At 68.4% G+C, this 26871-nt stretch carries 27 protein-coding genes; 12 read left to right on the top strand and 15 right to left on the bottom strand.

Features of this window, described 5'->3' with window-relative positions; translation table 11 throughout:
• Window positions 1–9: 9 nt before the first annotated feature.
• Window positions 10–945, top strand: coding sequence for a 50S ribosomal protein L11 methyltransferase (locus HXX10_RS01255; protein WP_296519519.1), 936 nt, complete (start codon window positions 10–12; stop codon window positions 943–945).
• Here the strand turns inward: HXX10_RS01255 and HXX10_RS01250 are convergent.
• Window positions 928–1203, bottom strand: coding sequence for a hypothetical protein (locus HXX10_RS01250; RefSeq protein WP_296519518.1), 276 nt, complete (start codon window positions 1201–1203; stop codon window positions 928–930). The genes HXX10_RS01255 and HXX10_RS01250 overlap by 18 nt on opposite strands.
• Window positions 1204–1887: 684 nt before the next feature.
• Complete coding sequence (locus tag HXX10_RS01245) at window positions 1888–2097, bottom strand: hypothetical protein (RefSeq protein WP_296519517.1); 210 nt, start codon at window positions 2095–2097, stop codon at window positions 1888–1890.
• A 341-nt stretch (window positions 2098–2438) separates the two neighbouring features.
• Between HXX10_RS01245 and HXX10_RS01240 the strand changes: the two genes are divergently transcribed.
• From HXX10_RS01240 to HXX10_RS01215, 6 genes are all read left to right on the top strand, one after another.
• Window positions 2439–4271 (top strand): aminopeptidase P family protein, encoded by a 1833-nt coding sequence (locus tag HXX10_RS01240; RefSeq protein ID WP_296519516.1) that lies wholly within the window; start codon window positions 2439–2441, stop codon window positions 4269–4271.
• Between the two features lie 109 nt (window positions 4272–4380).
• Window positions 4381–4608, top strand: coding sequence for a hypothetical protein (locus tag HXX10_RS01235; protein ID WP_296519515.1), 228 nt, complete (start codon window positions 4381–4383; stop codon window positions 4606–4608).
• A gap of 2 nt (window positions 4609–4610) precedes the next feature.
• Entirely contained in the window at window positions 4611–5198 is a 588-nt protein-coding gene (locus HXX10_RS01230) for a hypothetical protein (protein WP_296519514.1), read from the top strand.
• Between the two features lie 156 nt (window positions 5199–5354).
• Window positions 5355–5513 carry a hypothetical protein gene (locus tag HXX10_RS01225; protein ID WP_296519513.1) on the top strand — a complete coding sequence of 53 codons (159 nt, stop codon included), beginning with the start codon at window positions 5355–5357 and terminating at the stop codon, window positions 5511–5513.
• 124 nt (window positions 5514–5637) lie between these two features.
• The gene (locus tag HXX10_RS01220; protein WP_296519512.1) at window positions 5638–6768 is read left to right on the top strand and encodes a sodium ion-translocating decarboxylase subunit beta; all 1131 of its coding nucleotides are present in this window, start codon (window positions 5638–5640) and stop codon (window positions 6766–6768) included.
• Window positions 6769–6889: 121 nt separating this feature from the next.
• Entirely contained in the window at window positions 6890–7579 is a 690-nt protein-coding gene (locus HXX10_RS01215; protein ID WP_296519511.1) for an SDR family oxidoreductase, read from the top strand.
• 280 nt (window positions 7580–7859) lie between these two features.
• Here the strand turns inward: HXX10_RS01215 and glxR (HXX10_RS01210) are convergent, their stop codons facing one another.
• From glxR (HXX10_RS01210) to HXX10_RS01180, 7 genes are all read right to left on the bottom strand, one after another.
• The gene (gene glxR / locus HXX10_RS01210) at window positions 7860–8891 is read right to left on the bottom strand and encodes a 2-hydroxy-3-oxopropionate reductase (RefSeq protein WP_296519510.1); all 1032 of its coding nucleotides are present in this window, start codon (window positions 8889–8891) and stop codon (window positions 7860–7862) included.
• The gene (locus HXX10_RS01205; protein ID WP_296519509.1) at window positions 8857–9651 is read right to left on the bottom strand and encodes a TIM barrel protein; all 795 of its coding nucleotides are present in this window, start codon (window positions 9649–9651) and stop codon (window positions 8857–8859) included. The genes glxR (HXX10_RS01210) and HXX10_RS01205 overlap by 35 nt, the downstream gene beginning before the upstream one ends.
• Window positions 9652–10006: 355 nt before the next feature.
• On the bottom strand, window positions 10007–10981 hold the full coding sequence (locus HXX10_RS01200; protein WP_296519508.1) for a tripartite tricarboxylate transporter substrate binding protein: 975 nt from the start codon (window positions 10979–10981) through the stop codon (window positions 10007–10009).
• 82 nt (window positions 10982–11063) lie between these two features.
• Window positions 11064–12566 carry a tripartite tricarboxylate transporter permease gene (locus HXX10_RS01195; protein ID WP_296519507.1) on the bottom strand — a complete coding sequence of 501 codons (1503 nt, stop codon included), beginning with the start codon at window positions 12564–12566 and terminating at the stop codon, window positions 11064–11066.
• A 21-nt stretch (window positions 12567–12587) separates the two neighbouring features.
• Window positions 12588–13070 (bottom strand): tripartite tricarboxylate transporter TctB family protein, encoded by a 483-nt coding sequence (locus HXX10_RS01190; protein ID WP_296519506.1) that lies wholly within the window; start codon window positions 13068–13070, stop codon window positions 12588–12590.
• Window positions 13071–13097: 27 nt separating this feature from the next.
• On the bottom strand, window positions 13098–13895 hold the full coding sequence (locus HXX10_RS01185; RefSeq protein ID WP_296519505.1) for an aldolase/citrate lyase family protein: 798 nt from the start codon (window positions 13893–13895) through the stop codon (window positions 13098–13100).
• A gap of 61 nt (window positions 13896–13956) precedes the next feature.
• Window positions 13957–14694, bottom strand: a complete 738-nt coding sequence (locus HXX10_RS01180; protein WP_296519504.1) for a GntR family transcriptional regulator — start codon at window positions 14692–14694, stop codon at window positions 13957–13959.
• 446 nt (window positions 14695–15140) lie between these two features.
• Between HXX10_RS01180 and HXX10_RS01175 the strand changes: the two genes are divergently transcribed.
• The 5 genes from HXX10_RS01175 to HXX10_RS01155 all read left to right on the top strand — a co-directional run bounded on the left by HXX10_RS01175 (window position 15141) and on the right by HXX10_RS01155 (window position 19494).
• Window positions 15141–15776 carry a GntR family transcriptional regulator gene (locus tag HXX10_RS01175; RefSeq protein ID WP_296519503.1) on the top strand — a complete coding sequence of 212 codons (636 nt, stop codon included), beginning with the start codon at window positions 15141–15143 and terminating at the stop codon, window positions 15774–15776.
• A gap of 29 nt (window positions 15777–15805) precedes the next feature.
• On the top strand, window positions 15806–16474 hold the full coding sequence (locus HXX10_RS01170; protein ID WP_296519502.1) for a cyclase family protein: 669 nt from the start codon (window positions 15806–15808) through the stop codon (window positions 16472–16474).
• Between the two features lie 70 nt (window positions 16475–16544).
• Entirely contained in the window at window positions 16545–17507 is a 963-nt protein-coding gene (locus HXX10_RS01165) for a tripartite tricarboxylate transporter substrate binding protein (RefSeq protein WP_296519501.1), read from the top strand.
• A gap of 10 nt (window positions 17508–17517) precedes the next feature.
• Window positions 17518–17982 carry a tripartite tricarboxylate transporter TctB family protein gene (locus HXX10_RS01160; RefSeq protein WP_296519500.1) on the top strand — a complete coding sequence of 155 codons (465 nt, stop codon included), beginning with the start codon at window positions 17518–17520 and terminating at the stop codon, window positions 17980–17982.
• A gap of 18 nt (window positions 17983–18000) precedes the next feature.
• Entirely contained in the window at window positions 18001–19494 is a 1494-nt protein-coding gene (locus tag HXX10_RS01155; protein WP_296519499.1) for a tripartite tricarboxylate transporter permease, read from the top strand.
• A gap of 357 nt (window positions 19495–19851) precedes the next feature.
• On the opposite strand, the gene glxR (HXX10_RS01150) is transcribed toward HXX10_RS01155, so the two are convergent.
• The 6 genes from glxR (HXX10_RS01150) to garD all read right to left on the bottom strand — a co-directional run bounded on the left by glxR (HXX10_RS01150) (window position 19852) and on the right by garD (window position 26862).
• Window positions 19852–20784, bottom strand: coding sequence for a 2-hydroxy-3-oxopropionate reductase (gene glxR, locus HXX10_RS01150; RefSeq protein WP_296519498.1), 933 nt, complete (start codon window positions 20782–20784; stop codon window positions 19852–19854).
• A gap of 64 nt (window positions 20785–20848) precedes the next feature.
• Window positions 20849–21634 (bottom strand): 2-dehydro-3-deoxyglucarate aldolase, encoded by a 786-nt coding sequence (garL, locus tag HXX10_RS01145; protein ID WP_296519497.1) that lies wholly within the window; start codon window positions 21632–21634, stop codon window positions 20849–20851.
• 39 nt (window positions 21635–21673) lie between these two features.
• A complete protein-coding gene (gene gudD / locus HXX10_RS01140) occupies window positions 21674–23023 on the bottom strand; it encodes a glucarate dehydratase (RefSeq protein ID WP_296519496.1) in 1350 nt (449 codons plus the stop codon).
• A gap of 70 nt (window positions 23024–23093) precedes the next feature.
• Window positions 23094–24086: a tripartite tricarboxylate transporter substrate binding protein gene (locus HXX10_RS01135; protein WP_296519495.1), complete on the bottom strand. Its 993-nt coding sequence runs from the start codon at window positions 24084–24086 to the stop codon at window positions 23094–23096.
• Window positions 24087–24192: 106 nt separating this feature from the next.
• Entirely contained in the window at window positions 24193–25167 is a 975-nt protein-coding gene (locus HXX10_RS01130) for an SMP-30/gluconolactonase/LRE family protein (RefSeq protein WP_296519695.1), read from the bottom strand.
• Window positions 25168–25308: 141 nt separating this feature from the next.
• Complete coding sequence (gene garD, locus HXX10_RS01125; RefSeq protein ID WP_296519494.1) at window positions 25309–26862, bottom strand: galactarate dehydratase; 1554 nt, start codon at window positions 26860–26862, stop codon at window positions 25309–25311.
• Between the last annotated feature and the right edge of the window lie 9 nt (window positions 26863–26871).

Genomic DNA, 26871 nt, shown 5'->3' with positions numbered 1-26871 from the left:
AACGCGGCCATGCGCGAAGGCCTGCAACCCGCCCGCCCCTCCACGGTCGCCCGGCTCGTCACCACCGAGCCTTTGGCGCGCCGCATCGCCGACCTTCTGGGCGAAAGCTTCGATCCGGAGGAGACCGCCGTCGCGGCGTTCGAGATGCCGGACGAGCGGAGCTGGGGCGTCGATGTCTATTTCGAGCACGAGCCCGACCACGAGGCGGTGCGGGAGCTGGTGCGGCTCGCCGCCGACGCGGCGACGGCCACAACCCTCGTCTTCGAGGCGTTGAGCCAGAAGGACTGGGTGAAGGCGTCGCTCGAGGGCCTCGCCCCGGTGCCGGCCGGCCGCTTCGTCGTGCACGGAGCGCACGATCGGGACAAAATCGGGCCGAGCCGCATCGCCATCGAGATCGACGCGGCGCTCGCCTTCGGCACCGGCCATCACGGCACGACGCGCGGCTGCCTGCTGGCCCTCGACCGGATTCTCAAGGCGACGCATCCGCGGCCGGTCCGGCCACGCGGCAAGAAGCGCGGCGCCGCCATCCTCGACGTCGGCACCGGCACGGGCGTGCTGGCCATCGCAGCGGCGCGGGCGCTGCGCCGGCGCGTGCTGGCGAGCGACATCGACCCGGCGGCCGTCGCGGTGGCGCGGGAGAACGTGCGGCTCAACCGGGCCGCGGGATTCGTGAGCGTGGTGACGGCGGCAGGCCTGACGGCGCCGGCGTTCCGGCAACACGGCCGGGCCCGGCTGGTCTTCGCCAATATTCTGCTCGGGCCGCTGAAGCGGCTCGCCGGCCCGGTCGCGCGGGCGACCGGACCAGGCGGGCATGTCGTGCTCTCGGGCTTGCTCGCCGGCCAAGCCAATGCCGCACTGGCACCCTATCGGGCCCAGGGCCTGCGGCTGGTCGGCCGAATCACCCTCGAGGGCTGGGTCAGCCTGACCTTATTCCGTGGGCGCTAGGCCACCGGCCGTATAACGCACCGCCCAGGCCCGTGCCTGTGCATCGGGCGCCTCGATGGCACTGCCGACCACGAACGAGTGAAAGTCCTCGTGCTCACGGCCGAGGCCGTTCAGCAGGCTGCGATAGTAGTCGAGGACCCGCTTCGCCTGGCCGATCTGTGTTTCGTAGAAGGTGGCATAGAAGCGGGCGAGCGGGCCGAACGCGGAACCGGTGGTTTCGGCCTTTTCGGGGATGTCTTCGTAGGTGAGGGTAGACATGGCGCAAAATCCTTGTTGTTGCGCCCTCCTCACGTTCCTCCATGACGGCATCGACGGTGCAGCATTTCTGCGATGCAGTGTTTTTTGCTGCAGTGCGAAGAATAAGCGCGATGCCCGGATTGCGCTAGCGGGAAAACCCGGACCCGCCTCCTCTGATACCGCATAGCGTGTATCTAGGTGAATTTTCTTTCGCAGAGTGATAAAAATTGCAATCCTAGTGCGCCCGGAGCCGTCTGCACGGCTTGGTTCTTGCGGCTGGCCGACGCTCTCGCATGGCAGCAATGCTGCAGTGCAGTACGAGCTCGGCCCCCCGCAGCCCCGGCCGTCGCCAGGGGCAGGCGCGCCGCGGCGATTCGCGTCCCCTCGCCGGGTCACCGGAGCGGATCGTCGACGCTTCCCATGAATGCCAGGTAAACGCCTCGCCGCCGTCATCCAGACGCCGACCGAAGGCCGGCCCCGGTGGCGACGCCTCGGGATGACCGAGAGGTGATCACCCGGATCCGGTGTCGGACCGGGTTGATGGTCGACAGGCCTGGTTGTTTTTGACGCGGGGACGTCGGGCCGGCAGACACAGCCCACGCTCCTGCGGACCGAGGCTCGGCCTCCGGACCGCGGGCGGACCCGACTAAAGCGGCGCCGCAACGTGCGACGAGCGCAAGCGGCGCGCCAGCGACGCGACAGAGGTCAGTCGCGGCACGTGAAGGAGCGGTAGTCGGTCGGATCGGGATGCATGAAGCGCTCGCGGCCGATCGGACAGTACTGATCGATCACGCGCTCGGCCTGCGCCATGCGGGCCCGGTAGAGAGCCGTGAAGATCCGGTCGATCAGGCTGGGTCCAACGGGCGCCTTGGCGTCGGCGAGGTGACCGAAGTGGTTCAGGCTGAGAATCGACATGGCGATCGTTCCTTTTCGAACGACACGCCTCCCCGCAGCATTTCTCCCAGCAGCACTTCCCTTTTCTTTTCAGCTTAGTCCCGTGCCGAGGAGCCGTGAAGCGGCCGGCCGCGCCACCTCTGCCGGTGGCCCGACGGGCACGACACGATCGCTCGCAAGCCGGCGTTGCATTAGAGAGTTGTTTCGCGGCCGCGCCACGATCCGGAGTTTCATGACCGGCCCGCGCTGCCGCCGCATGCCTGCCATGCGATGATACCGCAGCTCGGTGGCTCCGCACCGCCGATCCGCAATCTGCGGAGAGCGCCATTGCCGCGCCCGCAACGCCCCGATAGCGTGCCGCAATGCCCTCCCGATTCCAGAGCTTCGACGATCCGCCGGCCCCGGCGGCGAGCGCGCCACGCCTCGCCGCGCTGCGGGACGCGCTCGCCCGCGCCGGCCTCGACGGCTTCGTCATTCCGCGCGCCGACCGCTACCAGAACGAATATGTCGCCCCCTGCGACGAGCGGCTCGCCTGGCTGACCGGCTTCACCGGCTCGGCCGGCGCCGCCATCGTGGTGGCGGAGCGCGCCGTGCTGTTCGTCGACGGCCGCTACACCCTGCAGGCGGCCGAGCAGGTCGACCCGGCGCTGTTCGAGATCGCCCATCTCGCCGACACGCCGCCGAGCGCGTGGATCGAGGCCAACCTGCCGGCCGGCAGCCGTCTCGGCTACGATCCCTGGCTGCACACCGCGAGAAGCGCCGAGAAGCTCGCGCAGGCCTGCGAGACCGCCGGCGGCGCGCTGGTCGCGGTCGCGGCCAACCCGCTCGACGCCGTGTGGACCGACCGGCCGGCGCCGCCGCTCGGCCCCGTCGTGGTGCACGACACCAAGTATGCCGGCGAGCCGGCCGCCGACAAGCTGGCCCGTCTGCGCACCGAGCTGCGCAACCACAAGGCCGACGCCCTGGTGATCTCCGATCCGCATGCCGTCGCCTGGCTGTTCAACATCCGCGGCCGCGACATCGCCCACACGCCGCTGCCGCTCGCGGTGGCGATCGTGCCGGTCGAGGGCCCGGCCGCCCTCTTCGTCGACGGGCGCAAGCTCGAGCCGGCGGTGCGCGAGGCCCTGGCCGGGCTCACCGAGATCGCCGAGCCGTCGACCTTCGATGCCGATCTGGCCCGCCGTGCCGCCGGCGGCGCCTCCATCCGGCTCGACGAGGCGACCGGCCCCGACGCCGTCGCCCGCATCGTGCGCGACGCCGGCGGCAAGCCGGTGCGCGGCGCCGACCCGATCGCCCTGATGAAGGCGGTCAAGAACGCGACCGAGATCGACGGGTCTCGCGCCGCACACCGCCGCGACGGCGTCGCCCTGGTGCGCTTCCTGGCCTGGCTGGACGCCGCCGCCGGCGGCGGCAACCTCACCGAGATCGACGCCGTCGAGGCGCTGGAGCAGTACCGCGCCGACTCGGGCCAGCTCGAGGACGTGTCGTTCCCGACCATCGCGGGCGCCGGACCGAACGGCGCCATCGTGCACTACCGGGTGACGCGGCGGACCAACCGGCGGCTCGGCCCGGGCGAGCTGTTTCTGATCGACTCCGGCGCCCAATATGTCGACGGCACCACCGACGTCACCCGCACGGTCGCGCTCGGCGCGACGAGCGACGAGATGCGCGACCGCTTCACCCGCGTGCTGAAGGGACACGTCGCCATCGCCCGCGCCGTCTTCCCGGACGGCACCACGGGGGCACAGCTCGACTCGTTCGCGCGCAGCTTCCTGTGGGCGGCCGGGCTCGACTTCGACCACGGCACCGGCCACGGCATCGGCAGCTATCTGTCGGTGCACGAGGGGCCGGCGCGCATCTCCAAGCTCGGCGGCACGGCGCTGGCGCGCGGCATGATCCTGTCCGACGAGCCCGGCTACTACAAGACCGGCGCCTACGGCATCCGCATCGAGAATCTGCTCCTGGTGATCGAGGCGGCGCCCGTCGACGGCGCCGAGAAGCCGCTGAACAGCTTCGAGACGCTGACGCTGGCGCCGATCGACCTGCGCCTCGTCGCGCCCGCCCTGATGACGGCCGACGAGATCGTCTGGCTCGACGCCTATCACGCCCGCGTGCGCGACGTGATAGGCCCGCTCGTCGATGGTGCGACACGCGACTGGCTCGTGACGGCGACGCGGCCGCTGTCGACTGTCTGAACGCAGGTCAACGGCGCACGTCGGCCCCTGCCCTGTGCGCCTTGTTCGCGCTTGACCCTCCGGACGAAAGCGCCGACGTTCCGACGACGAATCGGCGACGGAGCATGCCATGCCGGTGACGACCGAGGTCGACGGGCCGCTGGGTTTCGTGGCGATCAAAGGGCCCGGGGTCGATGCGCTGCATCGGCGCAAGGAGACAACGACCAACCCGAAGATCGCGGCGACCGACTTGCGCCACAACTTCAATCACGTGCGCGAGGCGCTGTTCGCCGAGATCGCCGCGCTGGTGCGGGTGGCGCCGGGCGGCGTCGGGCGCGAGCGAAGCGGGCGGGGTTAGGCGTGAGCGTCTTCTACATCTCCGACAAGGCCATCCAGGAGCGTGTCGGCATCCTGCGCGACATCGCCCGCGGGCTGATGAGCAGCGGCGCGCTGCCAGCCGACCGCCTGGTGCTGCGCGAAGGCCGCATCCCGCTGCTGATCCAGGGCTATTTCCTGCTCAACAAGGCCTACAAGGACTGGCGCATCCCGGCCGGCCAGTCGAACGAGACGGTGCGCATCGCCGCCCTGCAGGCGATTGCCATCGTCCGCTTCCAGCCGTTCATGCCGCTGGCGCCGACGGCCGCGAAGGATCTGGCCGAGGCGCGCTGCAACGAGATTTTCGCGCTCGTCTGCGGGCTCGGCTTCCTGCAGAGGTCGCTTCGCCTGAGCGGCCCCGACCGGATCGATTTCTGGCTCCGTGTGCTCGACGTGATGGCGGCGGCCCGCGCCGAGACGCTCGATCCGTTCATCGCCGACCTCGAGCGCGGCGCGCCGCAGCCGCTCGCGACCTATGCGCTCACCATTCACCCCAACGACGAGCTGGCGATCAACAGCCTGATCTCGATCTTCGAATTGGTGGCGACGCCGAACGACCGCCTGCTGGGCTGAGCGCGGCGCGGCGGCGACGAGCAAAAAGCGGGCGGCATGCGATGCTGGCATGCTTCGTGCTCGTCTCTGGTGAGACGCTCGGTGCGTGACAGTCGCGTTTTTGCGAAACGGGGTGGTCGTCGCGGCCGAGGCCGCACCGACCAGGGAGGATGTCACATGCTCGTTCCGGACACGCTGCAGGGCGCCGTGATGCTCAGCGTCATCGATTTCTTCCTGAGCTTCATCGTGATCGCCGGGATCGGCCTGGTGCTCGCCGCCTTTCCCTATCTCGGCCGTCTCGTGAAGGTCGAGGACAAGGATCTGATCGAGGATTGACCGGGGCGCCGTGCCGACTCGTCGGATCGGAGCGAGCCGGCGGAACGACCGGCGCATCGTCACGCGAATCAGTCGACGCCATTGATTTTGTACTGACGGACCATTGGGGACAGGGGCCAGCCACATGCTCGATCAGATCATTCTTTTCATGGACGCCCTGCTCAAGGGGACCGGGCTCCAGGAGATCTGGTGGGGCAATTTCGTGATGATCGCGGTCGGCTGCGCGATGATCTACCTCGCCATCGTCAAGAAATACGAACCCTTCCTGCTGGTCGGCATCGGCTTCGCCTGCATCGTCGCCAACGTGCCGGGCTCCGACCTGATCAAGCCGGGCGGCCTGTTCAACTACGCCTATCAGGGCGTCAACCTGTTGATCGTGCCGCCGCTGATCTTCCTCGGCGTCGGCGCCATGACGGATTTCGGCCCGATGATCGCCAATCCGCGGCTGGTGATCCTCGGTGCCGGCGCGCATCTCGGCATCTTCGTCGCCCTGATCGGCGCCAAGCTGTGGGGCTTCTCGATCCAGGAGGCCGGCGCGATCGGCATCATCGGCGGCGCCGACGGGCCGATGGCGATCTTCGTCACGGTGACGCTGGCCCCGCATCTGCTGCCGCAGATCTCGGTCGCGGCCTACTCCTACATGGCGCTGATGCCGCTGATCCAGCCACCCGTGATGCGCCTCCTCACCACCAAGGAGGAGCGGCTGATCCGCATGCAGGCGCCGCGACAGGTCACCAAGCTCGAGAAGATCGCCTTCCCGATCGTCATGGCCGTGATCGTCAACCTGTTCTTCCCGCCGGTCGCGCCGCTGATCACCATGCTGATGCTGGGCAACCTGCTCAAGGAGGTCGGCGTGGTCGATCGCCTGTCGCGCACGGCGGCGAACGGCATCATGAACGTGGTGACGATCATCCTCACGGTGGCGATCGGCTCGACCATGTCGGCCGACGCCTTCCTCACCGTGAAGACGCTGCAGATCGTGTTCCTGGGGCTCGTCGCCTTCGTGTTCGGCACCGCCTCCGGCGTGATCACGGCGAAGATCATGAACCTGTTCATGGAGAAGAAGATCAATCCGCTGATCGGCTCCGCCGGCATCGCCTCGGTGCCGATCGCGGCGCGCGTCTCGCACGTCGTCGCCAATCAGGAGGACCGCAACAACTACCTGATCTACCAGGCGATGGGCCCGAATCTCGCCGGCGTGTTCGGCACCGCCATCTCGGGCGGCATCATGCTGGCGCTGCTCGGCGCCGGCTGAGGCGGCCACCGTCGCACGCCGCTCGCGGCGCACGCCGGAGACCCGGACAAGGCGACGCGCTGGACACGGGACGGGCGATCTGCGACGGCAGATCGTCCTCTTTTCGTCCGGAGCATGTTCCATGACCATTTGTCTCGTCACCGGCGCGAGCCGCGGTATCGGCTTCGGGCTGGTCGAGCGACTCGTCGAGCGGGGCGACCGCGTGCTCGCCTGTGCCCGCGACCCCGCCTCGCCCGACCTCGCGGCGCTGGCCGCCCGGCACGCCGGCAATCTCACCTTGCACCGGCTCGATGTCGGCAACCCTGACTCGGTGGCGCAATTGGCGGCGAGCCTCGAGGGCCAGCCGCTCGACGTCGTCGTCAACAATGCCGGCATCCATGGGCCCGACCGCCAGGGCGCGCTCGACATGGATTTCGACGGCTTCGCGCAGACGCTCGCCATCAACACGCTGGCACCGCTGCGGGTCGCGCAGGCGCTGCTGCCGAATCTTCGCGGCGGCGAGCGGCCGCGCCTCGTCACGGTGTCGAGCATCATGGGCCAGCTCTCCCAGGGCGGCGCCGGCGACGTCGCCTACCGCACCTCCAAGGCGGCCGTGAACAAGGTGATGCAGGGTCTGGCGGCCGAGCTGCGGCCGCTGGGCATCACCGTCGTCGTCGTGCATCCCGGCTGGGTGAAGACCGACATGGGCGGCCGCGGCGCGGCCCTGACGGTCGAGCAGTCGACCCGCGGCCTGATTGCCGTGATCGACAATCTCACGATCGAGAAGACCGGCAGCTTCTTCAATTACGACGGCAAGCCGCTGGCATGGTGAGCGGCGAAGCTCGTTCGCTCTTTCTCCAGTCGTCCCGGGGCGGCCCGCAGGGCCGAGCCCGGGACCCATAGCCCCTGTCTTTCGAAAGACAATCCGCACCGGCCGTATGGATTCCGGGTTTGCCACTGCGTGGCGCCCCGGAATGACCGAACGAAAATGGCCGGGACGAGCCCGGCCATCACGCAGTCTGTTCGTCTTGCTTCGGCGCGGGCCGCCGCCCGGCCGCCGCAGCGTGCTGCGGCGGTCCGCCGGCCGGGCGGCGATCCGCGAGCCGGACGCGTTACGCCTTCTTCGGCGCCTGGCCGATCTCGAAATTGGCCATGCTCTCCAGCGCCTTCACCATGCCGGAGTGGTCCCACTTCGAGCCGCCATGCGCCGCGCAGGAATTGAACAGCTCCTGCGCCGTCGCCGTGTTGGGCAGGCTCACGCCCATCTTGCGCGCCGCCGACAGCGCCAGGTTCAGATCCTTCTGGTGAAGCTCGATGCGGAAGCCCGGATCGAAGGTGCGCTTCACCATCCGGTCGCCATGCACCTCGAGGATGCGCGAGTTGGCGAAGCCGCCCATCAGCGCCTGCCGCACCTTGGCCGGATCGGCCCCGGCCTTGGCGGCGAACAGCAGCGCCTCGCCCACCGCCTCGATGGTCAGCGCGACGATGATCTGGTTCGCCACCTTGCAGGTCTGTCCGTCGCTGACGCCGCCGACCAGCGTGATGTTCTTGCCCATCAGCTCGAACAGCGGCTTCACCGTGTCGAACACCGCCTGCTTGCCGCCCACCATGATGGTCAGCGACGCCTGCTTGGCGCCGACCTCGCCGCCCGACACCGGCGCGTCGAGATAGTCGCAGCCCAGCGCCTCGACCTTGGCGGCGTATTCCTTGGTCTCGATCGGCGAGATCGAGCTCATGTCGACCACGATCTTGCCCTTGGACAGCCCGGCCGCGATGCCGTTCTCGGAAAACAGCGCGGCGCCGACGTCCGGCGTGTCCGGCACCATGATGATGACGATGTCGGACTTCTGGGCGACCTCCTTGGCCGACGCGCAGGCGACGGCGCCCTTGTCGGTCAGCTCCGCCTTCGGCGGCCGCAGGTCGTAGAGGAACAACTGATGGCCGGCCGCGATCAGGTGGGCCGCCATCGGCGTGCCCATGATGCCGAGGCCGACGAAGCCGATCTTGCTCATGTGGATCTCTCCTTCAGGATGTCGAAATTGCAAAACGAGGTTGCGGCAGGCGCGCGGCGGCCGTGCCGTGCAGACGTGCCGGAGCGGAACGCGGGCCTCAGCCCGCCTGACGCGGGGCTGCTCCCAGACCATAGGCGGCGCCCCAGGACAGTCCGTCCTCGGTCAGCCCGCGCGGCTTGTACTCGCAGCCGACCCAGCCCTCGTAATGGAGCCGGTCGAGCGCCTCGAAGATGCCGGCGTAGCGGATTTCGCCTTCGTCCGGCTCGGCCCGGCTCGGCACCGCGGCGATCTGGACATGGCCGATGATGGCCCGATAACGCTCGAACCGGCGGATCAGATCGCCGCCCATGATCTGGTTGTGATAGAAATCGAACTGCATGCGGACATTGGGTCGCTGCACGCGCGCCAGAATCTCCGCGGCCTGCTCCGCGCTCGACAGCAGATAGCCCGGGCAGTCGCGAGTATTGATCGGCTCGATCAGGATGACGATGCCGTCCGGCGCCGCCCGGTCCGCCGCCTGCTGCAGATTGTGGACGAAGACCTGCTCCGCCACGGCACGCTGCTCGGGCGGCACGATGCCGGCGAGACAGTGGATCGCACGGCCGCCGATCGTCACGACATAGTCGAGCGCCTGAGCGAACAGCGCGGCAAAATCCGCCTCGCGACCCGGCACGCCGGCCGCCCCCCAATTGGTGTCGGGGAGCGGACCCGTATTGATGCCGAGCATGGTCAGCCCATAACGGTCGATCTCGGCCCGCACGGCCTTGGCTGTCGCCTCGTACGGGGCTTGCAGCTCCACGGCACGAAAGCCGGCGGCGGCGGCGGCACCGAACCGCGCGATGAGTGGGCGATCGGCGAACATGAAGGAGAGGTTGGCAGCGAAGCGCGGCATCGGACACCTGATCAATGGGGGTGATGGTTGCCCGGCACAGACATCGACGGCATTCGCGGCGATGACGGCAACCGGGCCAACAATACGCGATCAGGTCGCCGACCTGATCGTATGTGAGCAGACGCGGGTCGAGACCGCGCAGCAATGATGAAGATCGGCCGTATCCTCCGGCTCCCGCCTGGCGGAGACGGCCGCATCCGGGTTCTTCCTGCTGACCACGGGTCCATGGCTCGACGGCAGCATCACAGTGTTTGGTCGGGGAAACCCGCGGATCGCATCGCCGGCGGCGCCGACCTGCATTCCGCGCGGACGGAAGAGCCGGCCCGCCCCGCGCGGCGCCGGCCCCGCCGCGAGATCATTCCGGCTCGATCCCGGCTTCCTTGACCACCTTGCCCCATTTCACCAGGTCGGACTTGATCAACGCGGCATAGTCCTCGGGCGAGCCGCCCTGCACCTCGATGCCGGCGCCTTCCAGCTTGGCGGCGATGTCGGGCATCTTCAGGATCGCGTTGATCTCGGCGTTGAGCCTGGCGATGATCGGCTTGGGCGTGCCCGCCGGGGCGAGAATGCCGCCATTGGTGTTGGCGTCGTAGCCCGTGAGGCCCTGCTCGGCGGCCGTCGGCACATCGGGCAACGCCGCCGAGCGCTTGGCCGTCGACACCGCGACGGCGCGCACGGCGCCCGACTTCACATGGCCCTTGATCGCGCTGATCGTGTCGATGTAGAGGGCGGTCCGTCCCGCCAGCAGGTCGGGATGAGCCTGCGAGCTGCCCTTGTAGGGCACCATCACGAGCTTGGCGCCGCTCGTCATCTGGAACATCTCGGCGGCCATCTCCTGGGCGCTGCCGCGGCCGGAGGTCGCGACCTTGGCCTTGTCGGGATTGGCCTTCAGCCAGGCGACGAGCTCGGGCAGCGTCTTGGCCGGGATGCCGGGATAAACGCCGAAGACCAGCGGCACGACGTGGGTGTAGACGATCGGCTCGAAGCTCTTCTCCGGATCCCACGGCAGGTCCTTGAAGAGGAACTTGGCGATGTTGTGGCTGCCGCCGACGATGCCGATCGTGTAACCGTCCGGCGCACTCTTGGCGATCAGGTCGGTGCCGAGATTGTTGGAGGCGCCGGGCTTGTTCTCGACGATCACCGGCTGTCCCATCGAGACGGCGAGCCTCTCCCCGACCAGGCGGGCGAGGATGTCGATGGCGCCGCCCGGCGGTGCCGGCACGATGAGCTTGATCGGCTTGCTCGGATAGGTCTGGGCCGCTGCGGCGACTGGCGCGAGCGCCATGCAGGCCGCGACGGCGGCGATCTTCGCTAGGGTCGACAGGCACATGGTGAAGCCTCCTCCGAGATGTCGCGGTCGCCTGCGCGTGGCACCGATCGCGTGATATCCGCCCGGCGGGACGGTGCGACGATCACTCGTCCTGGAACGCCTCCCGACGCGTGCTGCCGAAGCTGGGCAGCAGGACGAGGACGAGCAGGATGGCGGCCAGGGCCAGCATGACGGCGCTGATCGGGCTGGTGATCAGGGTCGTCGGGTCGCCCATCGACAACAGCAGAGCGCGGCGCAGATACTCTTCCATCATCGGGCCGAGGATGAAGCCGAGCAGCATCGGCGCCGGCTCGCAGCCGAGCTTCTTCAGCACGTAGCCGACGAGGCCGAACAGCACCATGAGCTGCACGTCGAAGGTCGTGTTCGACAGCGAGAACACGCCGATGGCGCAGAACACCAGGATCGTCGGATAAAGCAGGTGATAGGGCACGCTGATCATCTTCACCCACAAGCCGATCAGCGGCAGGTTGAGCACGAGCAGCATGAGGTTGCCGATCCACATCGACACCACGACGCCCCAGAACAGCGTCGGCTGCTCGGTCATCACGCCGGGGCCCGGCTGAATGCCCTGGATGACCATCGCCCCGATCATCAGCGCCATCACCGGATTGGACGGAATGCCGAGCGTCAGCATCGGCACGAAGGACATCTGCGCGCCGGCATTGTTGGCGGCCTCCGGCGCCGCCACGCCCTCGATGGCACCGTGGCCGAACTCGGCGCGGTTGCGCGACACCTTCTTCTCCAGCGCGTAGGCACCGAACGACGCCAGCGCCGCGCCGCCGCCGGGCAGGAGACCGAGCACCGAGCCGAGCAGGGTTCCGCGCAGGATCGGGGCGCGGATGCGCCGCCAGTCCTCGCGAGTCGGCCACAGGCCGCTCACCTTCTTGATCATCAGCTCGCGCGTGTCGGCCGTCTCGAGATTGGCGACGATCTCGCCGAGCCCGAACATGCCCATGGCGATGACGACGAAATTGATGCCGTCGGTCAGCTCGGCGATGCCCAGGCTGTAGCGCTGCGCGCCGGAATTCACGTCGGTGCCGACGAGGCCGAGCAGGAGCCCGATCACCACCATGCCGAGCGCGTGCAGGATCGAGCCGGACGCCAGCACGATGGAGGCGACGAGGCCGAGCACCATCAGCGAGAAGTACTCGGCAGGCCCGAACTCCAGCGCCATGGCGCCGAGCGGCGGCGCGAACATCGCCATCAGCAGCGTGCACACGGTGCCGGCGAAGAAGGAGGCGATCGCCGCCGTCGCGAGCGCGCGGCCGGCCTTGCCCTGGCGCGCCATCTGGTGACCGTCGAGCGCCGTGATCACCGACGAGGTCTCGCCCGGCAGGTTGACCAGGATGGAGGTCGTCGAGCCGCCGTACTGGGCGCCGTAGAAGATGCCGGCCAGCATGATCAGCGCCGAGACCGGCGGCAGCGCGAAGGTGGCCGGCAGCAGCATCGCGACCGTGGCCGGCACGCCGAGCCCGGGCAGGACGCCGACGGCCGTGCCGAGGAACACGCCGACGAAACAATAGGCCAGATTGGTCAGCGACAGCGCCGTCGAGAAGCCGATGGCGAGATTGGTCAGGATGTCCATCGCGCCGTCCTCCTGTCCCGTCTACGGCGCGAGCACGGCGAGCGGCTCGAGCCAGGTCCCGAGGATCGGCATCGGCACGCCGAGGCCCTTGACGAAGGCGGCGACGCAGAAGCCGATCAGCGCGACGAGCCCGGCGACCGCCTTCGGGTCGAAGCGGAACTCCTTGCTGGCCGAGGCCGACACCAGCACCAGTGCGACCAGCGCGACGACCAGCCCGGCCCGCTCGAGCAGCAGGCCGAACAGCACCGACGACGCCAGGATAAGCGCCAGGGGCTTCCAGGCGATGCCGTCGATCCGCTCGCCGCGCACGATCAGGCCGCGCACCAGCGCCACGACACCGATGGCGACCAGGATGACGGCCAGCACGCGTGGGAAGTAGCCCGGCCCCATCCGCCCGGCGGTGCCGAGCCGATAGCCGAGCGCCCCCCAGAACATCAGCCCGCCGAAAGCGATGTAGATCAGGCCGGCCCAGACGTCCTTCGGTCCCGCTACGTGCAACCGCAAAGCGCCCTCCCGTGTGTTGCGGTCCGGTCAGCGGCTCGCCGAGCGGCCCGTGATGGCGCGCGCAGCCTTCAGGGCCGCGCCCTTGAGCAGGCCGAGGTCGGAGCCGACCCCGACGAAGGAGTAGCCCATGTCGACATAGCGTTGGCCCTCCTCGGGGTTCGACGCCAGGATGCCGGCGGCTTTGCCGAAGCGGCGGCACACGGCGGGCAGCGCGGCGATCAGCGCCTGCACCTCGGGGTGCGGAATGTCGACGATGTGGCCGGTGCTGGCGGCGAGGTCGTTGGGCCCGACGAAGATGCCGTCGACCCCGTCGACCGCGCAGATCTCGGCGAGATTGCCGAAGCCGGTCATATGCTCGATCTGCACGGTGACGCCGATGTGGTCGTCGATCCTCGTCCAGTAGTCGGTGACGAAGCCGAAGGCGGAGGAGCGGCTGCCGACCGAGACCCCGCGCACGCCCTTGGGCGGGTAGCGCACGGCGGCGACGGCGGCCTTCGCCTCCTCGGCGGTCTGCACGAAGGGCACCAGGAAGTTCTGCACGCCGGCGTCGAGCAGGCGCTTGATCAGCACCATGTCGTTCCACGGCGGCCGCACCATCACGGAGGTCGGGCTGCCGGCGAATGCGTGGAGCTGGGCGATGGTCTCGGCGAGGTCGTTCGGCGCATGCTCGGCGTCGATGACCACCCAGGCGAAGCCCGTGTAGGAGACGAGCTCGGCGACCAGCGGCGAGGCCGAGTTGAGCCACAAGCCGATCTGCAGCTCGTCGGCGACGAGCCGTTTCTTGAAGCCGTTGTCGTAAACCCGGGCGAGGCGCGGATCGGTCATGAGGGCAGCTCTTTTGACGAGAGACGGCGCCGGTCGGCGCCTGGGATGACGGGACGGCGCGTCAGGCGGAGACCTCCCGCGGAGCGAAGGCGGCCGGCTCGTGCAGCGCCGGCAGCTCGCCGCGGTCGTGCTCGACGCGCTCCAGAGTGGCGACGGTCGAGTCCATGTAGCGGCTGATGTGATCGCGCAAAAGCTCGGCGGCGCGGTCGATCTCGCCGCGGCGGGCAAAGCCGAGGATCTCGCAATGCTCGCCCCATTCGCGGACGCTGTGATTGACCACGGACCAGCCGTAGAGCGAGCCGAGGCGATGGCGGTCGGCGAGGCCGTTGAGCGTGTCGCGCAAGATGCGGTTGCGGGCACGGCCGACGAGGCCGCGGTGGAACCGCGAATTGAGCTCGGCCGAGACGCCGGCCTGACCGGCATCGATGGCCGCCTTGGCGGCGGCGAGGATCTCCTCCAGCGCGGTCCAGCCGGCCTCGTCCATGCTGCGGGCCGAGTCCTTCAGCCCGGCCGGTTCGAGCAGCATGCGCAGCTCGAAAAGATCGCGCAGCTCCGCCGCGGTCGGGCGATGCACCGTGATGCCGCGGGCGGCCTGTCGGTCGGCGAGGCCGACCTGGACGAGGCGCTGCAGCGCCTCGCGGACCGGCGTCGTCGAGACGCGGAACTCGCGGGCGATCTCGGCCTCGATGAGATGGACGCCGGCCGGCAAGACGTGGCCGAGGATGCGCTCGCGAAGCACCGCGAACAGTTGATCGGCGGTGGTCTGGCGGACGACGGACTCGGCAGGGGCGACGGACATGGCGTTCCAGGATCGACTTCATATATGATATCATATTTGATGCTTCGACCGATCGATCGGCAAGTCCGTGAAAACCACCATGTGGACAAGACCGAGCTTGCGCACCCGGCAGATCGCCCGGCCGGAGCGGCACAAACAGGTCGCGCCCGCGGCACGTCGACGGCCGGGCCCGCGAAAGTCTCCTGAAAACGCTATCCATCGGCTGCGGACGCGGGTCCCTGATGACCTGGGGGCGCAGATCGGCAGGCGCGGAAACAAGCGGACACCCCGAACGGAACGCGCCACCCGGCGACCACGCGCGGACACACCTGCGACAGTCCGGCCGGGTCGCAGCGCACCACCCGTCGCGTCGTAACGCCGCTTCCTCCCACCGGCATGCGGAGATCTTCGTATATAAATTATAATTTATTCATGGCCTACTCCGCCCCGCAAAAGGTTCCCGGCCGATGGATCATCCCATTCTGCGCGACAAGGCTTATGCGCTGATCAAGCAGCGCATCCTCGAGCTGCAGTTCAAGCCGGGCGAACGGCTGCGCGAGGATTCGATCGCCGACGAAATCTCGATGAGCCGGACGCCGGTGCGCGAGGCCATCAACCAGCTCGCCACCGAGGGACTGGTCGTCAACGTGCCCCGCAAGGGACTGTTCTGCGCCAGCGTGAGCCGCGAGGAGTTCCTGGACTTCCTCCGGATCCGCGAGGCGCTGGAGACGATCGCGGTGCAGTGCTGCGTCGAGCGGATCACCGAGGCCGAGATCGATCGGCTCGCCGCCATCCTGGACGACTACGAGACCGCCCTCACGGCGGGCGATCTCAAGACGGCGAGCGCGCTCGACACGCATTTCCACAAGAGCATCGCCGAATGCTCCCGGAACCGGAAGCTGATCCGTTTCATCTCCGAGATCGAGGACTTCATGCGGCTGGCGCGGTCCAAGGAGCGGCCCGATCTCGGTCCCGCCGAGAAGGCACTCTCCATCGCCCAGCATCGCGCCATCCTGAGATGCATCCGCGAGCGCGACGAGGTCGCCGCCGCCGATGCGATCCGCGAGAACATCCGGGGAATGCGCAAGAAGCTGGGGCTTTGAGCGAAAGCGTCCCGGCCACGAGGGTCCACATGGCCAGTCAGATGATCGACCTCTCCCACGTCATCCACCCGGGCAAAGCCGGCCGAAAATTCGCGGTCGAGATGGTCGGCGCCGACACCGTCAACCAGAAGGTCGTCAGGCTCGATGGCCAGTGGTACATCATGCACAATGTCAGCATGGTGAACCACATCGCCACGCATATCGAGGCGCCCTACCACATCATCCAGTCCGGAGCCGACCTCTCCGCCTTGCGCCTCGATCAGCTCGTCGGCGAGGCGGTGCTCCTGGATCTGCGCGCCTGCCCGCGCAAGACCGCCATCACCGAGGATCACGTGCGCGAGGCCGCCGCACGGGCGGGCGGGATCCGTCCCGGCGACATCGTCTTCTGCAATCTCGGCGGCGCGCCGTTCTTCGGCACCGAAGACTACGCGCTGACCCCGTATTTCTCGCCGGCCGCCATCCAATGGCTGGTCGCGCAGGGCATGAAGCTGATGGGCGTCGACGCCTCGGGCGTCGAGGTCCCGCGCAGCGAGCAGCACGTCAACCACCACGCCCTGTTCGAAAAAGGCATTCCGCTGATCGAGAACCTGACCAATCTCGACCGGCTCTCGACGTCGCGCTTCATGGTCTACGCCTTACCGGTCGCCATTGCGGGACTCGACGCGTTTCCACTGCGGGTGATCGCCGTGGAATCGTGACGGCCTCGTCGGCCCCGCTCGCGACAGAACGCCACCGGCCCGCTCCGCCGGCGGCCAAAGGGGGAACGACATGCGTGGGTTCATTCGCCTGATATTGATCGCGGCCGCCGCATTGGCCGCCACGGCCGCGGGCGCCGAATATCCGATCAAGTCCCGCGCCATCAACTTCGTCGTGGCCTTTCCGCCGGGCGGCGGGACCGACACCACGGCCCGCGTGATGGTCCCGCTCCTGGAGAAGGAGCTCGGCGTGCCGGTGCAGATCGTCAACAAGGGCGGCGCCGGCGGCCAGATCGGCTTCGGCGAGATCGCCCGCGCCAAGCCGGACGGCTACACCATCGGCTACCTGATCCTGCCGACCGTGCCGACCATCTATTTCGATCCGGATCGCCAGGCCACGTTCTCGCGCAAGAGCTTCGACCTGCTCGCCATGCAGGACAGCGACCCCGGCGTGCTGGCCGTCCAGACCTCGAGCCCCTACAAGACCTTCCAGGACTTCATCGACGCCGCCAAGGCAACGCCGGCGAAGATCAAGGTCTGCACGTCGGGGATCATGAGCGACGACCACATCGCCGCGATGATGACCGAGCGCGCCGCAGGCGTGAAGCTCGCGATCGTCCATTTCGACGGTGGCGGCCCGTCGCGAACCGCCATTCTGGGCGGCCATGTCGACGGCTATTACGGCAATGCCAGCGAGATCCGCTCGCAGGTCGCGGGCGGCGAGCTGCGCATCCTCGCCGTGCTCGACGGCAAGCGCAACCGGTTCTACCCCGACGTCAAGACGGCCGAGGAGCAGGGCTACCGGATCGTGTCGGGCGTCTATCGCGGCGTCGCCGCGCCGGTCGGCATGCCGAAGGAGGCCCGTGACGTGCTGACCAATGCGCTGAAGAAGGTCATCACCGGAGACGAGTTCGTCAAGAGAATGGAGAACATCTCCTACGACGCGCTCTACATGGACTCCGCCGGCTACAACGCGTTCTGGAACGATTTCGAGGCCGGCGCCAAGTCGTGGGTGGAGATGGGCAAGCAGAACTAGGGCCGCGGCCATGACCATGCGACGCCCCTACCAGATCGCCGGGTCCCTCTTCCTCCTGATGGCCGTGCTCGTCGGGTGGCAATCCCTCACCATGAAGTTCTACACCCATCTGGGACCGGGGCCCGGCTTCTTCCCGTTCTGGCTGGCGGTGGCGCTCGGCGTGGTCTCGATCGTGATGATCGCGCAGTCGACCTTCGGTCCATCCGAGCCGATGCCGGCCGACTTCCGCCCCACGCGCGGCGGCGTGCTTCGCATGGCGACCGTCGTGGTCACGCTGGCCGCGACGGCCGCGCTGCTCGAGCCGCTCGGGTTCCGCCTGACCATGTTCGCCGCCCTGCTCTTCCTTTTGGCCGCGCTCGGACGGCAGGTCTGGTTCGTCACCGTCCTGATCGCCGCCGCGGGCAGCTTCGGCGCCTTCCAGGTGTTCGACGGATGGTTGCGGGTCGCCCTTCCGACCGGGGTGTTCGGACTCTGAGCCTCGCGAGGACGACCCATGGAAAGCCTGGAGCTCCTGATGGGCGGTTTCGCGACCGCCCTGCAGCCCGGAAATCTGCTGTTCGCGCTGATCGGCTGCACGCTCGGCACGCTGATCGGCGTGCTGCCGGGCATCGGACCCGCCGCCGGCACGGCCATCCTGATCCCGATCGCAATGGCGATCTCGCCGACGTCCGCCATCATCATGCTGGCGGCGATCTACTACGGCGCCATGTACGGCGGCACCATCACGTCGGTGCTGATCAACACACCGGGCGAGGCGGCGTCCGCCGTCACCTGCCTGGACGGCTACGCGATGGCGAAGCAGGGCCGCGCCGGCGCCGCCCTCGCGGTCGCGGCGATCGGGTCCTTCGTGGGCGGCACCGTCGCGGTCGGCGGGCTGGTGCTGGTCGCACTGCCGCTCACCCGCTTTGCGCTGCGCTTCGGGCCGCCCGAGTTCTTCGCCCTGATGATCGTCGGCCTGTCGCTGGTGACCGGCCTCGCCGGCCGCTCGCTGGTCCGCGCCCTGCTGTCGGCGATCCTCGGCCTGATGATCGCGCAGGTCGGGATCGACCCCGTGATGGGTGCCCCGCGCTTCACCTTCGGCCATGTCGAGCTGATGGACGGCTTCGGCATCGTTCCCGTGGTGATGGGCGTGTTCGGCATCGGCGAGATCCTGTTCAACGTCGAAGCCGGCGCCATGGCGGTGTTCAGCCCCCAAATCTCGCGGCTGATGCCGAGCCGCGCCGACCTCGATGCGTCGAAATGGCCGATCGTGCGCGGCACGGTGGTCGGCTTCCTGATGGGTCTCATTCCGGGCGTCGGCGCCATCGTGCCGACCTTCGTGTCCTATGCAATGGAGAAGCGGCTCTCCAAGACGCCGGAACGCTTCGGCACCGGCATGATCGAGGGTGTCGCCGGGCCGGAGACGGCCAACAACGCCTATGCCAATGCGGCCCTGATCCCGCTCTTCACGCTGGGCATTCCCGGCTCGCCGACCACCGCGATCCTGATGGGCGCCTTCATGATGAACGGGCTGGTCCCCGGCCCGATGCTGTTCAAGGAGCACGGCGAGTTCGCCTGGGCCGTCATCGCCAGCCTCTATATCGGCAACATCATCCTGGTGATCCTCAACCTGCCGCTGATCCCGCTTTGGGTGAAGTTCCTGAAGATCCCGTATGGAATCCTGATGGCGATCGTGTTCGGATTCTCGGTGATCGGCGTCTACAGCCTGAACAGCAGCGTGTTCGACATCGGCATCATGCTGGGCTTCGGCATCATCGGCTACGCCTTCCGCAAGATGGACATCCCGCTGGCGCCGATGATTCTCACCTTCGTGCTCGGACCGCTGATGGAGCGCGGGCTGCGCCAGTCCCTGGAAATGTCGCAGGGCGACATCTCGATCCTGGTGACGCGGCCACTCTCCGCCACCCTGCTGGTCATCGCAACGCTGGTGATCGTCAGCTCGATGTTCCGCGCCTTCTCGGCCGTGAAGGGCGACACCGAGGTCTGATCGCCGTGATCGACAGCCTCACCATCGACAAGACCGGCGGCTTCTTCAACCACGACGGCAAGCCGCTGGCGTGGTGAGCGGCGAAGCTCGTTCGCTCTTTCGTCAGTCGTCCCGGGGCGGCCCGCAGGGCCGAGCCCGGGACCCATAGCCCCTGTCTTTCGAAAGACAATCCGCACCGGCCGTATGGATTCCGGGTTTGCCACTGCGTGGCGCCCCGGAATGACCGAACGAAAATGGCCGGGACGAGCCCGGCCATCACGCAGTCTGTTCGTCTTGCTTCGGCGCGGGCCGCCGCCCGGCCGCCGCAGCGTGCTGCGGCGGTCCGCCGGCCGGGCGGCGATCCGCGAGCCGGACGCGTTACGCCTTCTTCGGCGCCTGGCCGATCTCGAAATTGGCCATGCTCTCCAGCGCCTTCACCATGCCGGAGTGGTCCCACTTCGAGCCGCCATGCGCCGCGCAGGAATTGAACAGCTCCTGCGCCGTCGCCGTGTTGGGCAGGCTCACGCCCATCTTGCGCGCCGCCGACAGCGCCAGGTTCAGATCCTTCTGGTGAAGCTCGATGCGGAAGCCCGGATCGAAGGTGCGCTTCACCATCCGGTCGCCATGCACCTCGAGGATGCGCGAGTTGGCGAAGCCGCCCATCAGCGCCTGCCGCACCTTGGCCGGATCGGCCCCGGCCTTGGCGGCGAACAGCAGCGCCTCGCCCACCGCCTCGATGGTCAGCGCGACGATGATCTGGTTCGCCACCTTGCAGGTCTGTCCGTCGCTGACGCCGCCGACCAGCGTGATGTTCTTGCCCATCAGCTCGAACAGCGGCTTCACCGTGTCGAACACCGCCTGCTTGCCGCCCACCATGATGGTCAGCGACGCCTGCTTGGCGCCGACCTCGCCGCCCGACACCGGCGCGTCGAGATAGTCGCAGCCCAGCGCCTCGACCTTGGCGGCGTATTCCTTGGTCTCGATCGGCGAGATCGAGCTCATGTCGACCACGATCTTGCCCTTGGACAGCCCGGCCGCGATGCCGTTCTCGGAAAACAGCGCGGCGCCGACGTCCGGCGTGTCCGGCACCATGATGATGACGATGTCGGACTTCTGGGCGACCTCCTTGGCCGACGCGCAGGCGACGGCGCCCTTGTCGGTCAGCTCCGCCTTCGGCGGCCGCAGGTCGTAGAGGAACAACTGATGGCCGGCCGCGATCAGGTGGGCCGCCATCGGCGTGCCCATGATGCCGAGGCCGACGAAGCCGATCTTGCTCATGTGGATCTCTCCTTCAGGATGTCGAAATTGCAAAACGAGGTTGCGGCAGGCGCGCGGCGGCCGTGCCGTGCAGACGTGCCGGAGCGGAACGCGGGCCTCAGCCCGCCTTGAACTTGTCGCGGAGCCCTTGCGTGGCACCGCGGAACAGACCGAGGTCGCTGCCGACCGCGACGAAGGTGGCGCCCCAGTCGAGATAGCGGCGCGCCTCCGCCTCGACGCCGGTGAGGATGCCGGCCGCCTTGCCGGCCGCGCGGGTGCGATCGAAGATGTGCTTGATCACCTTCTGCACCTCGGGATGGTTCGGGTCGGCGAGGTGGCCGTAGGCGGCGGCGAGATCGTTGGGGCCGACGAACAGGCCGTCGACGCCGTCCACGGCGGCGATCGCGTCGACCGCATCGACGCCCTTGCGGGTCTCGATCTGCAGCAGCACCGTGATGTTGTCGTTGATGGCCGGGAAGTAGCCCTGGGCGTTCAGGGTGCCGTAATTGTTGCTGCGCTGGGAAACCGAGACCCCGCGAAATCCGGCCGGCGGATAGCGCGTCGAGGCGACGGCGCGCTCGGCCTCCTCGACCGACTCGATGTACGGGATGAGGAAGTTGTGGAAGCCGATGTCCAAGAGCCGCTTGAGAATCACCGGCTCGTTCCAGGGCGGCCGCACCACCGGCGCCGAGACGCTGTCCTTCAGCGCCATGAGCTGCGGCACGAGGCTCAGCACGTCGTTGGGCGAATGCTCGGCGTCGAGGAGAATCCACTCGAAGCCGGCGAGCCCGAGGACCTCGGTGGTGATCGGGCTGGCGAGCGAGGCCCAGCAGCCGATCACGGTCTTGCCGGACCGGATGTCGGCGCGGAACTGATTTGGGAAGGGGCAGTAGGGAGCGGTCATGGAACGTCCGTTCTTCTTGTGAAGAGCATGCTTCGGGGATCAGCGCACCAGGCAGGGCTTCTTGCGGTCGAAGCTCCAGCCCGGGATCAGATACTGCATGGCGGCGGCGTCATCCCGGGCGCCGAGCCCGTGCTCGCGATAGAGCCGGTGCGCCGCCTCGACGGCGTCCATGTCGAGCGTGACGCCGAGGCCGGGCATGTCCGGCACCGCGATCTGGCCGCCGCGGATTTTCAGCGGCTCGCGGGTGAGATACTGGCCGTCCTGCCAGATCCAGTGGGTGTCGATGGCGGTGACGCGACCCGGCGCCGCCGCCGCCACATGCGTGAACATCGCCAGCGACACGTCGAAATGGTTGTTGGAGTGGGAACCCCAGGTGAGGCCGAACTCGCGGCACGTCTGGGCGACGCGCACCGAGCCCTGCATCGTCCAGAAATGCGGGTCGGCGAGCGGAATGTCCACGGACTGCAGGACGAGCGAGTGCGCCATCTCGCGCCAGTCGGTGGCGATCATGTTGGTCGCCGTCGGCAGGCCGGTGGCGCGGCGGAACTCGGCCATCACCTCGCGGCCCGAGAAGCCCTCCTCCGAGCCGCACGGGTCCTCGGCATAGGCGAGCACATTGCCGAGGCCGCGGCACAGCCGGATCGCCTCGGCGAGCGGCCAGGCGCCGTTCGGGTCGAGGGTGATGCGAGCCTCCGGGTAGCGGCGCTTGAGCGCCGTCACGGCCTCGACCTCCTCGTCGCCCGAGAACACCCCGCCCTTGAGCTTGAAATCGCGAAAGCCGTAGCGCGCCTCGGTGGCCTCGGCGAGCCGCACCACCGCCTGCGGCGTCAGCGCCGCCTCGTGGCGAAGCCTCAGCCAGTCGTCGCCCTTCACGGACGGCGCCACATAGGGCAGCGGCGTCTTGGTGCGGTCGCCGACGTAGAACAGATAGCCGAGCACGTCGACGGCGTCGCGCTGCTGGCCCTCGCCGAGCAGCGCCGCCACCGGTACGCCGAGATGCTGGCCGAGCAGATCGAGCAGCGCCGCCTCCAGCGCCGTGACGGCGTGGATGGTGACGCGCAGGTCGAAGGTCTGCACGCCGCGGCCACCGGAGTCGCGTGCCGCGAAGGTTTTCCGCACGCTGTTCAGGATGGCATTGTGGTTGCCGATCGACCGGCCGGTGACGAGGGCTGCCGCGTCCTCCAGCGTCTTGCGGATCTTCTCGCCGCCCGGCACCTCGCCGACGCCGGTGTGGCCGGACGAGTCGGTGATGATCACCAGATTGCGGGTGAAGAACGGCCCATGCGCGCCGCTGAGGTTGAGCAGCATGCTGTCGCGCCCGGCGACCGGGATCACCTTGACGGCGGTGACGACCGGCGTGCCGGTGGAGGCGGTGGTCTTGTCTGTCATCTCGGATCGTCCGGTTCGCGGCGCCGCGCTTCTCGCGAAGGCGGCGGCCGCTGCGCATCTCAAGGGTGGCTCAGTCGATCGAGATCTTGCCGACCTCGATGACCTCCTTCCAGCGGGCGAGCTCCTTCACCAGGAACGCGCGGAACTGCTCCGGCGTGTTGGCGACGATCTCGAAGCCGAGCTCCTCCATGCGGGGCCGCACGTCGGGCGCGTTGAGGGCCGCGACGATCTCGGCATGCAGCTTGGTCTTGATGTCGGCCGGGAGCCCCTTGGGCGCCGCGATGGCCTGCCACGAGAACACGTCGGCGCCGGACACCCCGGCCTCGCTCAGGGTCGGTACGTTGGGCAAGAGCGGCGAGCGCGTGTCGCCCGTCACGGCCAGCACCTTGAGATTTCCGCCCTTGATCTGGGTGATCACCGCATTGATGTTCTGGAACGACACGTCGACATGGCCGGCGACGAGATCGCTGATCGCCGGGGCGCCGCCGCGATAGGGCACGTGCAGACCCGAGGTGCCGGTCTTCTGCCAGAACAGCGCCGCCGTCAGATGGTCCGACGAGCCGGCGCCCGAGCTGGCGAACGAGATCTTGCCGGGGCTCTTCTTCAGCGCCTCGACCAGCTCGGCCACCGTGTTGGCCGGGAACTTCGGATAGGCGACCAGCACGTTCGGGGCCCGCACCGCGACGGTCAGCAGGTCGAAGTCCTTGAGCGGATCGTATTGCAGCTTGGGCTGCAGGAACGGGTTGGTCGCATAGACGCCGATCGAGGCGACCATGACGGTGTAGCCGTCCGGCGCCGCGCGCATCACCGAGGTCGCCCCGATGGCGCCGGTGGCGCCGGAGCGGTTCTCGACCACGAAGGCCTGGCCGAGCCTTTCGTTGAGCTTCTGCCCGACCGTGCGGGCCACCATGTCGGTCGAGCCGCCGGCCGGGAACGGCACGACGAGGGTGACGGGGTGGTCCGGCCAACCGGCGGCCATCGCGGACCGACCGGAAAGCAGAAAGGCCGCCGCGGCGGCGCCGGCGAGCAATGCCGTCTCGCGCCTGCTGATCCTGAAATCCATACTGCGTTCCTCCGGGGGTTCTCGTGAAGTCGCGTCGTCTTGGAGGGTCTTCGTTCTCGTGACCCGGCGCCGCCTGTGGCGCCGGGCAATGTCGTGGCGGCCGCTCTCACCAGAGCGTGGCGCCGCGGGCGTTGGTCATCAGCGAATAGACCGAATGGCTCGAGGTCATGAACAGGCGGTCGTGATTGATGCCGCCGAAGCAGACATTGGCGCAGCGCTCGGGCAGCGAGATGTGGGCGATCGCCTTGCCCTCGGGCGTGAACACCCGCACGCCGTCGAGCTCGTCGGAGCCCTGCCCCCAGCCGCACCACAGATTGCCGTCGGCGTCGCAGCGCATGCCGTCCGGCGTGCCGTCGCCGGCCTCGAACAGCACCCGGGCGTTGGCGAGCTTGGTGCCGTTGTCGACGACGTCGAACACCCGCATTTTTCGCGGGCTGGTGCGGGCCTCGACGACGTAGAGCTTCGACTCGTCGGGTGAGAAGCACAGGCCGTTGGGGCCGACGATCTCGGTCGTCATCGCGCTGACGCGGCCGTCCGGCGCGACGCGATAGACCGTGTGGGGCAGCTCGGGCCGCGCCATGCGCTCGCTCGGATTGGGGCCGAAGGCCGGATCCGTGAACCAGATCGAGCCGTCGGAACGCGACACGATGTCGTTCGGCGAGTTGAACGGCTTGCCGTCGAACTTGTCCGCCACCACGGTGATGGTGCCGTCGAGCTCGGTGCGCACGACGCGGCGGGTCAGGTGCTCGCAGGTGACCAGGCGGCCGCTACGGTCGCGGGTGTTGCCGTTGGAGAAGTTGGCCGGCTTCCGATAGGCCGTGAGCCGCCCGGTGATCTCGTCCCAGCGCATGATGGCGTCGCCGGTGACGTCGCTGAACAAGAGGCAGCGCCAGTCGCCCATCCACACCGGCCCCTCGGCCCAGCGCAGGCCGGTGGCGAGCCGCTCGACGGTCGCCGACGACACCCAGTATTTGCGGAAGGCCGGGTCGAGAATCTTCACGGCCGGATCCGGGATGCGGGTCGACGGCTCCCAGCCGCCCTGGGCGGCGCCGGCCGAGGCGGCGAGCGCGACCGCCCCCATGCCGGCGAGCAGCGTCCGGCGGGACGCTTCGGGTTGACGGTGTCGGCCGATGTCGTCTTGCTTCATGGGCTGTCTCCGTTCAGTTCGTCGTGACGAAAGCAAATCGCCTCCTGCGCGGCGTCGGGGGCGACGCCCCTGGCCTCAGGTCACCGGGGCCGGATTGAACACAGCGAGCGCGTTGTGCAGGCCCCAGTGGTCGGACCACGGCTTCTTGCGCCCCGAGGCGACCTCGAGCAGCAGGTGGAACAGCTCCCAGCCGATCTCCTCGATCGTCTTCTCGCCCGTGGCGATGCGGCCGGCGTCGATGTCGATCAGGTCGTGCCAGCGCGCCGAGAGATCTTTTCGGGTCGCCATCTTGATCACCGGCACGGCGGCGAGCCCGTAGGGCGTGCCGCGGCCCGTGGTGAACACCTGCAGCGTGATGCCGGAGGCGAGCTGCATGGTGCCGCAGACGAAGTCGGAGGCCGGCGTCGCGGCGAAGATCAGGCCCCTGGTCGTCGCCCTCTCGCCCGGCGCCAACACGGCCGAGATGGCGCTGGTGCCGGACTTGGCGATCGAGCCGAGCGCCTTCTCGACGATGTTGGCGAGCCCGCCCTTCTTGTTGCCGGGCGTCGGATTGGCTGAGCGGTCGGTCTCGCCGGCGGCGAGATAGCGGTCGTACCAGTCCATCTCGCGGATGAGCGCGCGGCCGATCTCCGGCGTCGCACAGCGCGGGGTGAGCAGATGCACGGCGTCGCGCACCTCGGTCACCTCGGAGAACATCACGGTGGCGCCGGCCCGCACCAGGAGATCCGAGCAGAAGCCGACCGCCGGATTGGCGGTGACGCCCGAGAAGGCGTCGGAGCCGCCGCACTGCATGCCGACCACCAGCTCGGAGGCCGGCACCGGCTCGCGCTTGCGCCGGTTCAGCTTGTCCAGATGCCTCTCGGCCATCGCCAGGATGGCGTCGACCATGGCCTGAAAGCCGTCGAACCGCTCGTCCTGCATGCGCAGGATGGTGTCGTCCGGCGCGCCCTCATAGGCCTCGGGCACCAGCCGCTCCGGCTGCAGCTTCTCGCAGCCGAGCGAGATCACCATGATCTCGCCGCCGAAATTGGGGTTGAGCGCGATGTTCTGCAGCGCCCGGATCGGCACCACGGCGGCCGGCGCGTTGATGGCGACGCCGCAGCCGTAGAGATGATTGAGCCCGACCACGTCGTCGACATTCGGATAACGCGGCAGCAGGCGCTCCTTGATGAGCCGCACCACGTAGTCGACCGTGCCGGCGACGCAATGCACGCTGGTCGAGATGCCGAGGATGTTGCGGGTGCCGACCGAGCCGTCCGGGTTGCGGTAGCCGTCGAACGTGTAGCCGTCGAGCGGCGGCAGCGGCGCCGGCACTTTTGTGGCGAGCGGCAGTTTTTCCAACTCCGGCGGCGCGGGCAGGCGGACAGCAAACTCGTCGATCCACGCGCCCTTGCGCAGCGCCCGGTCGGCGATGCCGATCACCTCGCCGTAGCGGCGCACGATGCCACCTTCGGGGATGTCCTCGAGCGCCACCTTGTGGCCCTGCGGCACGTGGTCGACCAGCGTCAATCCATCGTCGAACACCGTGCCGGCCGGCAGCCCGCCGGAGTTCGCCACGATGGCGACGTTGTCGTCCGCGTGCAGTTTTATGCGGAGCGGTGTCGTCCGGGCTGCGGCTTGCGTGAGCATGATCTCGAC

Source organism: Rhodoplanes sp. (genome assembly GCF_013377085.1).
In the GTDB taxonomy this organism is placed as follows: domain Bacteria; phylum Pseudomonadota; class Alphaproteobacteria; order Rhizobiales; family Xanthobacteraceae; genus Rhodoplanes.
The sequence above is the reverse complement of the archived record's forward strand: the minus strand, read 5'-3'. Positions and strand labels throughout refer to the sequence as shown.

Excerpts from the sequence above, each read along its gene's own strand:
- HXX10_RS01255 (WP_296519519.1), top strand. The coding sequence starts at position 10 with ATGCGCGAAGGCCTGCAACCCGCCCGCCCCTCCACGGTCGCCCGGCTC.
- HXX10_RS01250 (WP_296519518.1), bottom strand. The coding sequence starts at position 1,203 with ATGTCTACCCTCACCTACGAAGACATCCCCGAAAAGGCCGAAACCACC.
- HXX10_RS01245 (WP_296519517.1), bottom strand. The coding sequence starts at position 2,097 with ATGTCGATTCTCAGCCTGAACCACTTCGGTCACCTCGCCGACGCCAAG.
- HXX10_RS01240 (WP_296519516.1), top strand. The coding sequence starts at position 2,439 with ATGCCCTCCCGATTCCAGAGCTTCGACGATCCGCCGGCCCCGGCGGCG.
- HXX10_RS01235 (WP_296519515.1), top strand. The coding sequence starts at position 4,381 with ATGCCGGTGACGACCGAGGTCGACGGGCCGCTGGGTTTCGTGGCGATC.
- HXX10_RS01225 (WP_296519513.1), top strand. The coding sequence starts at position 5,355 with ATGCTCGTTCCGGACACGCTGCAGGGCGCCGTGATGCTCAGCGTCATC.
- HXX10_RS01220 (WP_296519512.1), top strand. The coding sequence starts at position 5,638 with ATGCTCGATCAGATCATTCTTTTCATGGACGCCCTGCTCAAGGGGACC.
- HXX10_RS01215 (WP_296519511.1), top strand. The coding sequence starts at position 6,890 with ATGACCATTTGTCTCGTCACCGGCGCGAGCCGCGGTATCGGCTTCGGG.
- glxR (WP_296519510.1), bottom strand. The coding sequence starts at position 8,891 with ATGGTCTGGGAGCAGCCCCGCGTCAGGCGGGCTGAGGCCCGCGTTCCG.
- HXX10_RS01205 (WP_296519509.1), bottom strand. The coding sequence starts at position 9,651 with ATGCCGCGCTTCGCTGCCAACCTCTCCTTCATGTTCGCCGATCGCCCA.
- HXX10_RS01200 (WP_296519508.1), bottom strand. The coding sequence starts at position 10,981 with ATGTGCCTGTCGACCCTAGCGAAGATCGCCGCCGTCGCGGCCTGCATG.
- HXX10_RS01195 (WP_296519507.1), bottom strand. The coding sequence starts at position 12,566 with ATGGACATCCTGACCAATCTCGCCATCGGCTTCTCGACGGCGCTGTCG.
- HXX10_RS01185 (WP_296519505.1), bottom strand. The coding sequence starts at position 13,895 with ATGACCGATCCGCGCCTCGCCCGGGTTTACGACAACGGCTTCAAGAAA.
- HXX10_RS01180 (WP_296519504.1), bottom strand. The coding sequence starts at position 14,694 with ATGTCCGTCGCCCCTGCCGAGTCCGTCGTCCGCCAGACCACCGCCGAT.
- HXX10_RS01175 (WP_296519503.1), top strand. The coding sequence starts at position 15,141 with ATGGATCATCCCATTCTGCGCGACAAGGCTTATGCGCTGATCAAGCAG.
- HXX10_RS01170 (WP_296519502.1), top strand. The coding sequence starts at position 15,806 with ATGGCCAGTCAGATGATCGACCTCTCCCACGTCATCCACCCGGGCAAA.
- HXX10_RS01165 (WP_296519501.1), top strand. The coding sequence starts at position 16,545 with ATGCGTGGGTTCATTCGCCTGATATTGATCGCGGCCGCCGCATTGGCC.
- HXX10_RS01160 (WP_296519500.1), top strand. The coding sequence starts at position 17,518 with ATGACCATGCGACGCCCCTACCAGATCGCCGGGTCCCTCTTCCTCCTG.
- HXX10_RS01155 (WP_296519499.1), top strand. The coding sequence starts at position 18,001 with ATGGAAAGCCTGGAGCTCCTGATGGGCGGTTTCGCGACCGCCCTGCAG.
- garL (WP_296519497.1), bottom strand. The coding sequence starts at position 21,634 with ATGACCGCTCCCTACTGCCCCTTCCCAAATCAGTTCCGCGCCGACATC.
- gudD (WP_296519496.1), bottom strand. The coding sequence starts at position 23,023 with ATGACAGACAAGACCACCGCCTCCACCGGCACGCCGGTCGTCACCGCC.
- HXX10_RS01135 (WP_296519495.1), bottom strand. The coding sequence starts at position 24,086 with ATGGATTTCAGGATCAGCAGGCGCGAGACGGCATTGCTCGCCGGCGCC.
- HXX10_RS01130 (WP_296519695.1), bottom strand. The coding sequence starts at position 25,167 with ATGGGGGCGGTCGCGCTCGCCGCCTCGGCCGGCGCCGCCCAGGGCGGC.
- garD (WP_296519494.1), bottom strand. The coding sequence starts at position 26,862 with ATGCTCACGCAAGCCGCAGCCCGGACGACACCGCTCCGCATAAAACTG.